The sequence below is a fragment of the Bacillus sp. RK1064 genome (assembly GCF_051488405.1).
In the GTDB taxonomy this organism is placed as follows: domain Bacteria; phylum Bacillota; class Bacilli; order Bacillales; family Bacillaceae; genus Bacillus.
On record NZ_JBPSCZ010000001.1, the window covers coordinates 867,581 to 881,049 of the forward strand.

Genomic DNA, 13,469 nt, shown 5'->3' on the forward strand with positions numbered 1-13,469 from the left:
ATAATAAAGGAAGAAATGAAAACTGTACACTTTTGTTTTCTAAAGATTCAAAGTTTTCTGCAATCCATTTTTTTGAACTGATGGCTTGCTCATTGATTTTTTCTTTTTGTAACGCTCTTTATATTCAGTAAACATGCTGATATTCAGCAATATTCCCATACAGCCGCTAAGTAAAATGATGGACGATCCCCCGTAGCTGATAAATGGAAGTGTGACCCCTGTAATCGGAATCAGACCTGAAACACCGCCTAAATTAATGCATGTTTGGATCGCAATCATGGAGGAAATTCCTATTGCAAGCAAACTTCCAAATGGATCTTCACACTTTCTTGCAATATAAAAACCTTTCACGACGATGAAGCCAAGGAGAGCGAGAACAAAAAATACACCGAAAAAGCCAAGCTCTTCTGAAATGATCGCCATGATAAAATCTGTATGCGGCTCTGGAAGATATCCGTACTTTTGAACGCTTTCTCCGAGACCCAGTCCAAAAAAGCCGCCTGATCCAATGGCATAATAGGAATTAATCAATTGATGTCCAGTCGCCCCTGCATCTTTAAATGGATCTTGGAAACTCTCAAAACGCCCGAGACGATTTTGCGTGAAAATTTTATCCCAAAAAAGAATAATAAATGGGGTCACGACGACCATCACGGCACTAAATAGCGCCAGCAGCTTCGCAAGTGTTTTCCCGCTAAAGCCTGAGCATAAAATCATCGCAAGGGCAATCATGCCAATGATAAAGGCTGTCCCATAGTCTGGCTGCAAAATGATAAATCCGCATAAGATCGAGACAATCACGATGGGAGGTGTGACTCCTCGTAAAATATGATCAATATAATGCTGCTTTTTTGCATACACAGCAGCAAGATAGATAATGACGACAATCTTCACAAATTCCGCTGGCTGAAGACTAAATGGGCCTATTTTAATCCAGCTTCTTGCGTTCCCTGCAATATGACCGCCAAAGTACACATAGATGAGTGAAAACACTGATAGCAGCAGCATACCGATCTGGAATTTCTTATTTGAAAACAGCTGATATGGAACTAGTGCTGTAAAGAACAAGATGACCGCTCCAACGATCATAAATAAAAGCTGTTTCTTAAAAAAATTATCTGGCGCGGCATCGTATCTGATCACAGATGTAATCATACTTGAGCTATACACCATGACCAAACCGAATGCGCTAATTAAGATAATGGCGAACAATAATGAGTAGTCATACGATTTTAGCATTCTCTTTAACATATAATCCTCTTCCTAACGTCTGTTTCTACTGCTTGATATCCTCTTAGCTGTTTTTATTCTACTACATTTTCTCCGTTTGATCTCGTTTTACCTCTTTTATATTGTTCGTCATTCATGAAAGAATCAAGTCCGTTTGACATCAATCAATGAAAAGAAAATAGAGGACAAAAAAACTCAAACTTATGTTGTGGAAGTTTGAGTTTTCAATCATTATTTTTTTGTGAACGCATCATGAAGTGCGGAAAGCTCTCTCTCAAGTTTATCGAGTAGTTTCTTACCTTCATGTTGATCAACTAATCCAAGCCGGACAGCAAAATCAATTTCTCTCGATAATCCGAACATTTGAGTATCTAAAACCTCTTCATAAAGAGGACATTGCGGCATCGTTAAGTTGTCCATTTGCACTTGGATCAATTTTAAAATTTTATCTGCATCCAATTTTAATAAAGCCAGTGCTTTTTGCCGATGATCGACTAAAATTTCTGACGCCAAAAGTATCCCTCCGTTCCCCAGGCGAGTACCTAATTCTTCTATTTATCATAAAGCGAAACGCCCAAAATTGCAAGCAGATTTGTACAGTTCGCTTTGTAAAAATAAAAAGAAGCCTTCCTTCATTAAAAGATACTCATCTCGTATTTTTCACTCATCAGCTCAAGCAGCTTAATCCCAGCAATACTATTCCCTTTTTCATCCAGAGCAGGACCGAAGATACCGATCCCAAAATCATATGGTGCCGCCCCCATAATACCGCCTGAGACACCACTTTTTGCAGGAATTCCGATGTTAATGGCAAATTCTCCGCTCGCATTGTACATGCCGCACGTCACCATAAAGGTTTTACAAATTCTAGCGACATCTTTCGAAAGAATCTGCTTACCCGTCTCTGGATGTCTGCCGTCTAATGAAAAAACACAAGCAATTTTCGCCAAATCCAAGCTGTTCATCATGATGGCACATTGTTTCGTATAGACGTCCATGACTTCTTCTACGTTCCCTCTAATAATATGATATTGCTTCATATAATAGCACATCGCCCGGTTAATCATGGATGTCTCAAATTCGGAGGCAGCTGTTTCTTTGCAGTATGTAATGCTTTTGTCATTTGCCAGCTCTCTAATGAAGCCAAGCAAACGGCTCAGCTGATCTTGCGGAGTCGCTCCTCTGATTAAACTCGTGACTGCGAGCGCCCCTGCATTAATCATTGGATTCAGCGGTTTATTCGGGCTCGCTGTTTCCAGTTTGATCATCGAATTAAACGGGTCACCTGTTGGTTCTTGTCCAACAAATTGAAATACTTTTTTTGGTCCTTCTTCTGAGAGCACGAGCGCAAGTGCTAATACTTTTGAAATGCTTTGAAGAGTAAACCGTTTATCTACATCTCCTGCCGAGTGGCACGTATTACTCACATGATACACAGCCACAGATAAATCCGTCTGATCCGCTTTGCCGAGTGCGGGAATATAGGATGCTACTTGACCATCTTTGGCCACTTTTTTTGCTTCTTCTACAAATCGCTGAAGCTCTTCATTGTCGCGACATGCCATGCCTAATATCCTCCCTATCTTTCATGTAAGATTAGTGTGTACAAGGAGACGCATGTTTATGAAAGTGACAAAGCGGGGGAAAACTTCTATAATTTATGTTGGAAAGGGGTTGTCTTGAACATGAGCATCATTCAAATCAAGGGGAACGTACAGTACAAGATCACCATTGATCCAAGTGTATGGATTTTTGATGACCGTAAATTTTTAATGGATTCATTCTTTGAAAAAAGTGCAGAAAGTGAAGAGAATCAGCTAGATCAGGAGCTTGACCAAGAGCGGGTCATAAGAGAAGGTCAAACACTTCCACCCACGTTAAAAACAGAGAAGAAGTACGAAAAGGAAAGACTCGTCACAGGCAGCTTCGGGATGAAGCTTGGCGATATGCTAAAAAATGCTGAGCCGCTTGAACATGCGGATACATGCGAATTTGTCACAGAAACAGGTACAATTGCTGTGCCGCTTTCTCAGGCAATGGAGAGTATTGCTCATTTCAGCCAAAATGGTAAGCCAATCACAGAAGAAGGACCAATCCACGTCTATTTCGCGGATCAGTCCAACCTCACTCAGCCGATAAAAGGTGTCAAAGAGCTGATGATTACATAAGTCAGAGGGTCTGGACTATAGCAAATCAGCGGCAAGCTGTGCAAGTCCAGACCTTTCTCCTTTGACAAGCTTGACATGTCCAGAGATTTGCTGTCCTTTGAACCGCTCGATCACATACGTAAGCCCATTATTTAAGCTGTCTAAATAAGGATGATCAATCTGCTCTGGATCTCCCATCAGCACAATTTTACTTCCTTCTCCGACTCGCGTTAATAATGTTTTCACCTCGTGCTTTGTTAAATTCTGCGCCTCATCAATGATAATAAATTGATCAGGTATACTTCTTCCCCGGATATACGTTAATGCTTCGACTTGAATAGATCCAATTCCCGCCAAAATCGCATCAAGCTCACCAGGCTTTTTTGTATTAAATAAAAACTCTAGGTTGTCATAGATCGGCTGCATCCATGGTCTGAGCTTTTCTTCCTTTTCTCCTGGCAAGTAGCCTAAGTCTTTCCCAACAGGTACGATTGAGCGCGCCACGATCAATTTTTTAAACATACCGAGGTCCTCTGTCTGCATTAATCCGGCAGCAAGTGCAAGCAATGTTTTACCAGTCCCCGCTTTTCCGATCAGCGTCACGAGCGGAATGTCACGGCGCAAAAGCAGCTCGAGTGCCATCGTCTGCTGGACATTTTTTGGACGGATTCCCCAAATATACTCTTGATCATAAACGAGACGTTTCACATGCTCTGCCTTTAGATCAAGCATTCCTAAAGCAGAACCGCCTTCATTTCCCTTCATGATGACAAATTGATGAGGGTTGAATGGTGCACTTGTGACCTCTTTTATTGGTAATTGATTTTGCTTATAAAATGTATTCAATTGCTCAGTCGGAATGTAGAGCTCATGATAGCCATTATCGATGTCTTCATTTTGCAGAACACGGTCACTTAAGAAGTCTTCTGCTTGAAGCCCTATGGCATCCGCCTTTACCCGCACTAAGACATCCTTGCTGACCAAAATGACAGGTCGGCCATGAGGTTTTGTTTCTTCCTCTAAGCTCAAATTTTTCGCGACTGCCAAAATCCGATTATCGTTCGTTTTTTCAATAAAAATTTCTTGAAGCTCATGGAAGGAGCGGTGATTCAGTTCAATGCGCAGCGTCCCTTTTGATTCTAGTGTAATTTTTTCATGCAGTTTCCCTTTCGATCTTAAACCGTCGATTAAGCGTGAGACACGCCGGGCATTTTGCCCAACCTCGTCCATATATCTCTTTTTCGAGTCTACTTCTTCTAACACAACGGCTGGTATGACGACCTCGTTGTCTTCAAATGAAAAGATTGAATTCGGATCCTGTAATAACACATTTGTGTCTAATACATAAATTTTACTCAGGTCCTTCGCCTCCTGATCGGGGTTTCATTCATCCTTGTCTTTCCCAAAACGATTGTTAAAATATATGTTTTCATGAATAAAGTTAGAAGGTTAATTCAACAATAAAATAAATCATGCAGTTTGTGAAGGAGGGAATATAGATGCGACTATTTATGACATTATTCATGATTCAAGCCATCATTCTGTTGGGCGCTTGCCAGCAGCAGGAAAAGCCAGAAGCACTGGACAAGCAAGATGGACGCCAGCACGTAGTACGGGTGTCAGACTCAACAAAGAAAAAGACCAATCAAGCCCGTTCATCCACAGATGTTGCGCAGCATCTTGTCAAAGTGACAGAGAACGTAGCAGATGTCAATGATGCAACGGCGATCGTCATCGGCCGCTATGCTGTTGTTGGTATTGATGTAAAAGATGATTTAGATAGAAGCAAAGTAGAAACCATTAAATATTCAGTTGCAAAAGCGCTGAAAAATGACCCAGAAGGTGCGAATGCTGTTGTAGTCGCTGATCCGGATACAGTCAGCCGGTTAAAAGAAATGGGCAAAGAAATACAAGCAGGCCGTCCTGTAAGTGGTATTATGGATGAACTAGCTGCCATTGTCGGCCGCGTGATGCCAGAGATGCCGAGAAATGAAATCGATCGTCACGAAAAAGACCCGACGAATGAGCCAAATGATCAGCTCAAACAAAACGATCAAAAGCAGTTAGACAAACATCAAAATGATCAATCAAACCATCATATGAATCAGAAGAAATAAAGAGAACGGCTTATATCTCCTGTGATATAAGCCTTTTTCTACGCTGATTTCAAGTGCTTAGAAAACATGCTATAATAAATGCAATAAGTGAGGTGAAAATGATGAGAGTGAAGTGCTCATTATGTGAGAAGCTTGAAACCATTGATGATGATACACTCGTTGCTAAGCGGTTAAGAAATCGACCGATTCATACATATATGTGCGATGACTGTCAGGAACGCATTAAAGTAAAGACAGAAGCACGCATCAAAACTGGCAGATTCTCTCTTTATCAAGATCCTGCGACGAAAGAGAAAAAGAAGAAAAAAGGAAAAAAAGAACAAAAGACATAAAAAAGACCTGACACATGTTCAGGTCTTTTTTACGTATTCACTCTTCCTTCTTTTTTTGCACGATGCAGCCGTATTTTATAAATAATCAAAATGGCAGCTGCCACGACTAGGCCTTCCGCTACTGGCAGAAAGATTCCTAGAAATGTGAGAAACGTGCAGCCAAAAATCAAAAACAAGTAAATCACGAGTGCTTTTAAAATCGGTAAACGTCTAGCAAAGCCGAGCTTAAAAACAATAATCGCTAAAACAAGGATGGTACCATATAGGAGCCACATCCCTGTTTGCGGATTTTCATCGACACGAAACAGCATCGCGAAAAAGGATAGATTTTCACTTACTTCCTGATCATTCAAAAAGATTCCCTCCCCTTATCTTTCAGGGTTCTATCTTTTTAATTCTTCATGGAATTACGATAATCCTGCTAGCTTTTTCTTCTTCGCTGCTTTCTCACGTTCGTTTTTATCTAAAATTTTCTTTCTTAAACGAATCGATTCAGGTGTAACCTCACAGTATTCGTCTTCATTCAAGTACTCAAGAGATTCCTCAAGTGACATAATACGTGGTTTCTTCATGCTCACCGTTTGATCTTTCGTCGCTGAACGTACGTTTGTTTGTTGTTTCATACGGCTCACGTTGACAACAAGATCGTTCTCACGGTTATGCTCACCAACAATCATTCCTTGGTATACTTCAGTACCCGGCTCAACGAAGATCACACCGCGCTCTTCAACGCCTTGGATTCCGTAAGCAGTCGCTTTACCTGTTTCCATTGAAACAAGTACACCTTGACGGCGTCCGCCAACTTGGCCAGACTGCATTGGCTGATAGCTGTCAAACGTATGGTTTAAAATACCAAAACCACGAGTTAATGAAAGAAATTCAGTTGTATATCCGATTAAACCACGTGATGGCACTGTAAAGATCAGGCGAACTTGACCGTTACCATTATTGATCATGTCAATCATTTCACCTTTTCTTGCGCCCATTGATTCCATGATAGAGCCAGTGTGCTCTTCTGGTACATCAATTTGAACGCGTTCAACAGGCTCACATCGAACACCATCAACTTCTTTTACAATAACTTCTGGCTTCGATACTTGTAATTCAAATCCTTCACGTCTCATATTCTCAATAAGAATGGATAAGTGAAGCTCTCCGCGTCCAGATACAACCCAAGCATCAGGTGAATCAGTTGGATCCACACGAAGACTGACGTCTGTTTGAAGCTGCTGCTCTAAGCGCTCTTCAATTTTACGTGATGTCACGTATTTTCCTTCACGGCCTGCAAATGGGCTGTTGTTTACAACAAACGTCATTTGAAGTGTCGGCTCATCAATACGAAGGATTGGCAGGGCCTCTTGGTGTTCTACCGGACAAACCGTTTCACCTACGTTGATGTCTTCCATTCCCGATACAGCAACAAGATCTCCTGCTTTCGCTTCGTTGATTTCCACTCGTTTTAACCCTTGGAAACCAAAAATCTTTGTCACACGGAATTGTTTCACACTGCCGTCAACTTTCATTAAGGCCACTTGCTGTCCTACTTGCATTGTTCCTCTGAATACACGGCCGATCCCGATTCTTCCAACATAATCATTGTAATCAAGTAGTGCCACTTGGAATTGAAGCGGCTCTTCATGGTTATCAACTGGGCAAGGGATATGGTTCACAATGGCTTCAAACAAAGATTCCATGTTTTCATCTTGCTTGCTCGCATCGTTACTTGCTGTACCATTGATTGCTGATGCATAGACAACTGGGAATTCAAGCTGTTCTTCTGTTGCATCCAATTCAATGAACAAGTCAATTACTTCATCGACTACTTCAGCCGGACGAGCAAAGTCGCGGTCAATTTTGTTGACAACAACGATTGGTGTTAAGTTTTGCTCAAGTGCTTTTTTCAGCACAAAGCGTGTTTGAGGCATACAGCCTTCATAAGCATCCACAACGAGAAGTACACCATCTACCATTTTCATGATACGCTCAACTTCACCACCGAAATCGGCGTGTCCTGGTGTATCTAAAATATTAATGCGTGTATCTTTATAATGGATCGCAGTATTTTTAGCTAAAATCGTAATACCGCGCTCTCGCTCTAAATCATTTGAATCCATGGCTCTCTCAGCGATATTTTCATTCGCACGGAAAGTACCAGCTTGATGGAGCAATTGGTCAACAAGCGTCGTTTTACCATGGTCAACGTGGGCAATAATTGCGATGTTGCGAAGATCTTTTCGAAGTTTCACATTTTCATCTCCTAAAATAATTAGATAACTTTCATATTATATCACAATCCCCTTTAAATGCCGATCGTTTTTCTGTAAACTTATATTAACTCTAAAAAAAGGGATGGAGACAAATGAAACAAATCAAATGGCTTCTATTATTATGTGCATTACTTGCAGTTGTCAGTATGGCGTTTATTGGGGTATCTCTTGCAGAAAAAAACGTGCTGGGTATTTGTCTAAGTATTATGTTCGCCATGATTTTCATGGGTACAGGATTTACATTAAAAAGAAAATTAAACGTGCAATCATAAAATTCCTCAAAAGCCTTTTACATTCTACATGTAGAAGGCTTTTTATTTTGAGTAAAAATAAGACCAACCACCTATGAAAGCTCGAGTGTAGAGACAAAACATATCATATAGAATTGGCAAAAGTAAGCAATCTGAACCTCTTCATTTTTCGACAATAACGTTTATAGTTCTCCAAAACCAAACATAAAGTTACAATTTTCCTATTCTTCCACAAAGTTTCTCATGGTATGCTGTTCTTGCAACAAAATTTAACAGAAAAGGGAGAGAAAAGAAGCATGAAGAAGTTTTTGAGTAAATCGCTCAGCTCTGTTGTATTTTTCGCTTTAGCTATTATCCTTACCTTCACAACAGTAGCTCCTGGGCAAGCAAGTGCTGCAACTTTCAAAGGGATTCCTTTCGAGCAGCAGCAAATCATTAAAGAATTATTGGAGAAAAACGAGCGCGTCATCAACATTCTCATCAATTCATTTGTTGAAGAAGACAATAGCTACACATTTGATGTGAAAAAAGCTGTTGAGCTCGGACTAACTGAAGAAGAAGCGGCGACTGCTGAGAAATTCTTAGATCGCGCAGCTGTTCTTACAATCGTTTTCAGTGAAAGCATCACTAAAAACGAAAAAGGGAAATTGATCTTTGATTCAGCAAAAGCTGTTGAACTTGGTCTTACGAAAGAAGAAGCAGCTAAATTCGAAAAGCTTTTCAAATCAGTGATCAGACTTGCTGATCTTGCTGGTGATGCACTTGTTCTAGACAAAAAAGGAAACGTTGTAATTGATTCAAAAATTGCAAAAGGTCTTGGATTCAGCTCTACTGAATTACTTGTTTTCAACCAAATGCTTAAGAAAATTCCTCAAGAGCAATTAAAAACGTTCTATGATGCAGTTCAAATGGCAAAAGAAAAATTAAGCTAAGCTCAAAACCCCCACCTGGTTCGCCCAGATGGGGGTTTTTTATTTCAGCCAATAAAGAATGATCACTTGACTTTTTCATATCGACAACTAGTCATTTGTTACCAAAAAGTTTCATCAAACACAAAAAATCACTTCATTCTCATGAAGTGATTTGGTTTATTTTTTATTTTCACTGCGTTTTATGTAATCGTGCAAGATCTTTTCACAAACGGATCGATTTCCGGCGACGATGCTGTTTTTCTCTAGAAACGTTAGGCGTTCTCCGTGTATATTTGAGTAGACTGCCCCTACTTCATCTAGAAGCACACAGCCTGCTGCATAATCCCATGGCGCAAGCCTTAACGTGACGTATGCGTCACTTCTGCCGCTTGCGATATAAGCGAGCTCAAGGGCAGCTGATCCAATCGTTCTCGTCCCTCTCACATCACGCACGAGACGGGCAAACGGTTTAGCATCAAAATAAGGGCTTTCGATCGCCCAGGTCGGGTTAATGCCGACAATGGCTTTATCAATCGCTACATCTTTTAATGGCGGAAGCAGGGTATCATTCATATAGGCCCCTTCTCCTTTGACCGCATGGTAAAGCTCGTCATGAATGACGTCATAAATAAGACCGATTTTCCCTATGCCATTTTCAAATATCCCGATGGAAATGGCAAAGTTGCGTTTTTGATGGACAAAGTTCATTGTGCCATCGATCGGATCAATGATCCACACGATCCCATCAAGTGAGGTCACCTCTTCCCCTTGTCCCTCTTCTCCTAAAATGTGATGATCTGAAAATGTCGATTGTATCTTTTCAATGAAAAAACGTTCTGTTTCTTTATCGATATTAGTGACAAGATCATTTGGATTTGATTTTGTTTCAATTGATAGACCTTCCTGCATGGAGGCTTTAATACGGCTTCCTGCTTCTTTTACCCAAAGCTTTGCAAGACGGTCAATTTCCACCCAGTTTGTCATCAGACTGTAAACCTCTTTTCTATGTAATACCTATTTGTATTAGCATACTGATATTATGTACGTAAAAGCAAGAAAAAAGCAGCTTCATACAAAAACGAACCGATGAATTGGTTCGTTTTTACCTCACCTTGTTTTACCCTTTAAGCTGCTCCCATTCTTTTCTTAGGCGCTCAAGCTTTCGTTTGCTGCGTTCGATTTGGATGTCATCTTTTTGCTCGATGGCTTCATGAAGCGTAGAAAGCTCATAATCCACCTCTAATCTCCACACAGCGATGCGATTCTTCTTCTCCTGTCTATACCCCTGCTTCACGATTTGCTTCATTTGGTCAACGCCCCTTCCAGAGAATGATTCAATCCTTGTCAGTTTTCATTGATAAAAAATTCAATCGATAAGAGAATTGGTTCTTGCTTATATCGTATGAAGCGATCGCATAACCGCAACGACATTCTGAAAATTGTGTCTTTACCTATTTGTTATGTACCACAAAATCGTTGTTTTTAAACGCTGCCCTATTTCCTCTACAATCTTTGATCTGTTGGTGCATCTTTTTTTGAGCTTAACCCAAGCTATGATAAAATATGATCAGCGAAAGAATACAGGAGGCATAATATGAGTGAAATGCGTTTTAGAGATGAAGATTTTGAGACATTTACAGTTGACGGTTTAGATGAACGAATGACCGTATTAAAAGAAAGAGTCCGTCCAAAGCTTGAGGCACTTGGTGAACACTTTGCACCACTTCTTTCTTCTATTACAGGAGACGAAATGTTTGTACATGTCGCAAAGCACGCTAGAAGGTCAGTCAATCCGCCAAATGATACGTGGGTTGCTTTTGCAAACAGCAAGCGTGGGTATAAAAAACTCCCTCATTTTCAAATTGGGCTTTGGAAAACACATGTCTTTGTATGGTTTGCGCTCATTTATGAATCTCCTGTGAAAGGCGAGTATGGTCAGCTGTTCGAAAAAGAACTAGATACCATTCAGAAGAAAATACCACAAGATTTTGTTTGGTCTAAAGATCATATGAAACCAGATGTCATGCGTCACAGCGAGCTTGATGCAGAACAGCTGAAAACGCTGTTTGAACGTGTCCAAACGGTGAAAAAAGCTGAGCTCCTTTGCGGCATTCAGCTGCCTAGAGAAGAAGTCGTTCAAATGAATAATGAAGAATTCTTATCAAAAATCGAAGATGCCTTCCGCACGTTGACTTTTCTATACCGCTTTACACAAAAAGATTCTGTATAAAAAAAACGAGCCCATGCAGGCTCGTTTTTTCTTACATACGTATAATGGCTGTCTCTTCTGCCTCTCTTGCAGATTTCACTGTACGATAAGGAGAATACCCGCTTTCCTTTTCAAACGCTGCACAATGCGTCTTTTCCTCTGCTTTTGATGGCACAACCTCTTTAAATCGTTTATAAGTATCTAATAACTCCTGCTTCGCAATTCCTTTTTCATAGGCTTTTTCAACAGCTTGAAAAAACGAAATAACGGCAATCTTTTCCTCTGTCGTCCAGTCGACATCCATTGGATATTGATATTCCATTTACTTGTCCCTCACTTTAACACTCATTTCTTATTTGAACTTTTATTATAGCATCTGTTCGATCAGAAACCGATTGATTTTATGCTTTACATTCCGATCAGTTCATAATATAATTCTTTTGTTTTATGCAATGAAATCTGCCATTATTGGCACAATAATAGCAGGTATTTCGATGAAGGTGGGAAAGCAATTGTCACAACATGATACACCCTTATACACTGGACTAAAAAAGCATGCAGCAACCAATCCAGTCCAATTTCACATTCCAGGCCATAAAAAAGGAGCCGGAATGGACCCTGAATTTAGAGCATTCATTGGCGACAATGCATTAAGCATTGATCTCATTAATATAGAACCTCTCGATGATTTACATTCACCTCGAGGGATGATAAAAGAAGCACAGGAGCTCGCTGCTGAAGCATTCGGTGCTGACCATACATTCTTCTCCATTCAAGGAACAAGCGGCGCCATCATGACAATGGTGATGACCGTATGCGGACCTGGAGATAAAATCATCATTCCGCGCAACGTCCATAAATCGATTATGTCCGCCATTGTATTTTCTGGCGCAGTTCCTGTTTTTATTCACCCAGAAATAGACAAAGAGCTTGGCATCTCTCACGGCATTACACCAGAATCAGCGAAAAAGGCGCTCACGGAGCACCCAGATGCAAAAGGTCTGCTTGTGATTAATCCGACGTATTTTGGGGTTTCAGCAGACTTAAAATCGATTGTAGACATTGCCCATTCATTTCATGTGCCTGTCCTTGTCGATGAAGCACACGGCGTGCATATTCATTTTCACGATGAGCTTCCACTATCTGCGATGCAGGCAGGTGCCGACATGGCAGCAACAAGTGTCCATAAACTCGGCGGTTCCCTTACCCAGAGCTCTATTTTAAATATGAAGGAAGGGCTTGTCTCAAAAGATCGCGTACAATCGATTTTGAGCATGCTGACGACAACGTCTACTTCTTATTTGCTCTTGGCGTCACTTGATGTCGCTCGAAAGCGATTAGCCACTGAAGGAAAGGCACTTGCAGATGAAGCCATCCGTTTGGCTGAATCAGCGAGAAACCGTTTGAACCAAATTGATGGCATTACGTGTATTGGCAAGGAAATACTCGCTTCAGCTTCTACGTACGATTATGACCCAACGAAATTAATTATCTCAATTAAAGACCTTGGGCTAAATGGCCATGATGTCGAAAAATGGCTGAGAGAAAGCTACCGGATTGAAGTGGAGCTCTCTGACCTTTACAACATTTTATGTATTGTGACCCCTGGTGATTCTGATGAAACAATCGATACGCTTATAACGGCTATGAAGGAAATTGCCGCAACCTCTACAAGTGAGAGCGGCACACAAGCGGTCACAGAAGTCCTGCTGCCTGAGATTCCATCGCTTGCCATGACGCCGCGTGACGCCTTTTACGCCACAACAGAAGTGGTTCCGTTTAAAGAAGCAGCGGGCCGCATCATCGCAGAGTTTGTTATGGTGTACCCGCCAGGCATTCCTATTTTTATACCAGGAGAAATTATCACAGAAGAAAATATCTCATATATCTTTAAAAACATTGAAATTGGTCTCCCTGTCCAAGGACCAGAAGATTCAACGCTTGAAATGATCCGCGTGATTAAAGAACAAAAACCAATTTTATAAAAAAGAAACATGCAGCCCCA

Annotated in this window: 16 protein-coding genes; 7 read left to right on the forward strand and 9 right to left on the reverse strand. The window is 40.8% G+C overall.

Translation table 11 applies throughout. The annotated features are described in order from the left end of the window. Positions 1-39 precede the first annotated feature (39 nt). From ftsW to glsA, 3 genes are all read right to left on the reverse strand, one after another. Positions 40-1,251, reverse strand: a complete 1,212-nt coding sequence (gene ftsW, locus ACSSTM_RS04535; RefSeq protein ID WP_034662626.1) for a putative lipid II flippase FtsW — start codon at positions 1,249-1,251, stop codon at positions 40-42. Positions 1,252-1,461: 210 nt separating this feature from the next. Further along, positions 1,462-1,743: a YlaN family protein gene (locus tag ACSSTM_RS04540; RefSeq protein WP_003212509.1), complete on the reverse strand. Its 282-nt coding sequence runs from the start codon at positions 1,741-1,743 to the stop codon at positions 1,462-1,464. Between the two features lie 122 nt (positions 1,744-1,865). Further along, on the reverse strand, positions 1,866-2,795 hold the full coding sequence (gene glsA / locus ACSSTM_RS04545) for a glutaminase A (RefSeq protein ID WP_034662630.1): 930 nt from the start codon (positions 2,793-2,795) through the stop codon (positions 1,866-1,868). A gap of 120 nt (positions 2,796-2,915) precedes the next feature. Here glsA and ACSSTM_RS04550 point away from each other — a divergent pair, with 120 nt between their 5' ends. After that, entirely contained in the window at positions 2,916-3,398 is a 483-nt protein-coding gene (locus ACSSTM_RS04550; RefSeq protein WP_034662633.1) for a hypothetical protein, read from the forward strand. Positions 3,399-3,413: 15 nt separating this feature from the next. Here the strand turns inward: ACSSTM_RS04550 and ACSSTM_RS04555 are convergent, their stop codons facing one another. Further along, a complete protein-coding gene (locus ACSSTM_RS04555; protein WP_034662635.1) occupies positions 3,414-4,736 on the reverse strand; it encodes a PhoH family protein in 1,323 nt (440 codons plus the stop codon). Between the two features lie 140 nt (positions 4,737-4,876). Between ACSSTM_RS04555 and ACSSTM_RS04560 the strand changes: the two genes are divergently transcribed. Both ACSSTM_RS04560 and ACSSTM_RS04565 read left to right on the forward strand, forming a co-directional pair. Further along, the gene (locus ACSSTM_RS04560) at positions 4,877-5,494 is read left to right on the forward strand and encodes a YhcN/YlaJ family sporulation lipoprotein (RefSeq protein WP_034662638.1); all 618 of its coding nucleotides are present in this window, start codon (positions 4,877-4,879) and stop codon (positions 5,492-5,494) included. A 101-nt stretch (positions 5,495-5,595) separates the two neighbouring features. Further along, positions 5,596-5,826: a YlaI family protein gene (locus ACSSTM_RS04565; RefSeq protein WP_012009835.1), complete on the forward strand. Its 231-nt coding sequence runs from the start codon at positions 5,596-5,598 to the stop codon at positions 5,824-5,826. A gap of 29 nt (positions 5,827-5,855) precedes the next feature. Here ACSSTM_RS04565 and ACSSTM_RS04570 read toward each other — a convergent pair whose 3' ends face one another. Together ACSSTM_RS04570 and typA are read right to left on the reverse strand one after the other, a co-directional pair. Beyond that, positions 5,856-6,137: a YlaH-like family protein gene (locus ACSSTM_RS04570; RefSeq protein ID WP_045210084.1), complete on the reverse strand. Its 282-nt coding sequence runs from the start codon at positions 6,135-6,137 to the stop codon at positions 5,856-5,858. Positions 6,138-6,233: 96 nt separating this feature from the next. Next, positions 6,234-8,072, reverse strand: a complete 1,839-nt coding sequence (gene typA / locus ACSSTM_RS04575; RefSeq protein WP_034662645.1) for a translational GTPase TypA — start codon at positions 8,070-8,072, stop codon at positions 6,234-6,236. A 113-nt stretch (positions 8,073-8,185) separates the two neighbouring features. On the opposite strand from typA, the gene ACSSTM_RS04580 reads away from it, so the two are divergent. Both ACSSTM_RS04580 and ACSSTM_RS04585 read left to right on the forward strand, forming a co-directional pair. Further along, entirely contained in the window at positions 8,186-8,365 is a 180-nt protein-coding gene (locus tag ACSSTM_RS04580) for a DUF5325 family protein (protein ID WP_034662648.1), read from the forward strand. A gap of 275 nt (positions 8,366-8,640) precedes the next feature. Continuing rightward, entirely contained in the window at positions 8,641-9,276 is a 636-nt protein-coding gene (locus ACSSTM_RS04585; RefSeq protein ID WP_066030952.1) for a hypothetical protein, read from the forward strand. Positions 9,277-9,432: 156 nt separating this feature from the next. Here the strand turns inward: ACSSTM_RS04585 and ACSSTM_RS04590 are convergent, their stop codons facing one another. After that, a complete protein-coding gene (locus ACSSTM_RS04590; RefSeq protein ID WP_034662652.1) occupies positions 9,433-10,239 on the reverse strand; it encodes an inositol monophosphatase family protein in 807 nt (268 codons plus the stop codon). Positions 10,240-10,372: 133 nt separating this feature from the next. Further along, the gene (locus ACSSTM_RS04595) at positions 10,373-10,561 is read right to left on the reverse strand and encodes a hypothetical protein (protein ID WP_003211901.1); all 189 of its coding nucleotides are present in this window, start codon (positions 10,559-10,561) and stop codon (positions 10,373-10,375) included. 288 nt (positions 10,562-10,849) lie between these two features. Between ACSSTM_RS04595 and ACSSTM_RS04600 the strand changes: the two genes are divergently transcribed. Then, positions 10,850-11,485, forward strand: coding sequence for a DUF1054 domain-containing protein (locus ACSSTM_RS04600; RefSeq protein ID WP_420734939.1), 636 nt, complete (start codon positions 10,850-10,852; stop codon positions 11,483-11,485). Positions 11,486-11,516: 31 nt separating this feature from the next. Here the strand turns inward: ACSSTM_RS04600 and ACSSTM_RS04605 are convergent, their stop codons facing one another. Further along, positions 11,517-11,786: a UPF0223 family protein gene (locus ACSSTM_RS04605; protein ID WP_034662658.1), complete on the reverse strand. Its 270-nt coding sequence runs from the start codon at positions 11,784-11,786 to the stop codon at positions 11,517-11,519. A 190-nt stretch (positions 11,787-11,976) separates the two neighbouring features. Here ACSSTM_RS04605 and ACSSTM_RS04610 point away from each other — a divergent pair, with 190 nt between their 5' ends. Further along, the gene (locus ACSSTM_RS04610) at positions 11,977-13,449 is read left to right on the forward strand and encodes an aminotransferase class I/II-fold pyridoxal phosphate-dependent enzyme (RefSeq protein ID WP_095285138.1); all 1,473 of its coding nucleotides are present in this window, start codon (positions 11,977-11,979) and stop codon (positions 13,447-13,449) included. Positions 13,450-13,469 lie beyond the last annotated feature (20 nt).

Excerpts from the sequence above, each read along its gene's own strand:
- ftsW (WP_034662626.1), bottom strand. The coding sequence starts at position 1,251 with ATGTTAAAGAGAATGCTAAAATCGTATGACTACTCATTATTGTTCGCC.
- glsA (WP_034662630.1), bottom strand. The coding sequence starts at position 2,795 with ATGGCATGTCGCGACAATGAAGAGCTTCAGCGATTTGTAGAAGAAGCA.
- ACSSTM_RS04550 (WP_034662633.1), top strand. The coding sequence starts at position 2,916 with ATGAGCATCATTCAAATCAAGGGGAACGTACAGTACAAGATCACCATT.
- ACSSTM_RS04560 (WP_034662638.1), top strand. The coding sequence starts at position 4,877 with ATGCGACTATTTATGACATTATTCATGATTCAAGCCATCATTCTGTTG.
- ACSSTM_RS04565 (WP_012009835.1), top strand. The coding sequence starts at position 5,596 with ATGAGAGTGAAGTGCTCATTATGTGAGAAGCTTGAAACCATTGATGAT.
- ACSSTM_RS04570 (WP_045210084.1), bottom strand. The coding sequence starts at position 6,137 with ATGCTGTTTCGTGTCGATGAAAATCCGCAAACAGGGATGTGGCTCCTA.
- ACSSTM_RS04580 (WP_034662648.1), top strand. The coding sequence starts at position 8,186 with ATGAAACAAATCAAATGGCTTCTATTATTATGTGCATTACTTGCAGTT.
- ACSSTM_RS04585 (WP_066030952.1), top strand. The coding sequence starts at position 8,641 with ATGAAGAAGTTTTTGAGTAAATCGCTCAGCTCTGTTGTATTTTTCGCT.
- ACSSTM_RS04590 (WP_034662652.1), bottom strand. The coding sequence starts at position 10,239 with ATGACAAACTGGGTGGAAATTGACCGTCTTGCAAAGCTTTGGGTAAAA.
- ACSSTM_RS04595 (WP_003211901.1), bottom strand. The coding sequence starts at position 10,561 with ATGAAGCAAATCGTGAAGCAGGGGTATAGACAGGAGAAGAAGAATCGC.
- ACSSTM_RS04600 (WP_420734939.1), top strand. The coding sequence starts at position 10,850 with ATGAGTGAAATGCGTTTTAGAGATGAAGATTTTGAGACATTTACAGTT.
- ACSSTM_RS04605 (WP_034662658.1), bottom strand. The coding sequence starts at position 11,786 with ATGGAATATCAATATCCAATGGATGTCGACTGGACGACAGAGGAAAAG.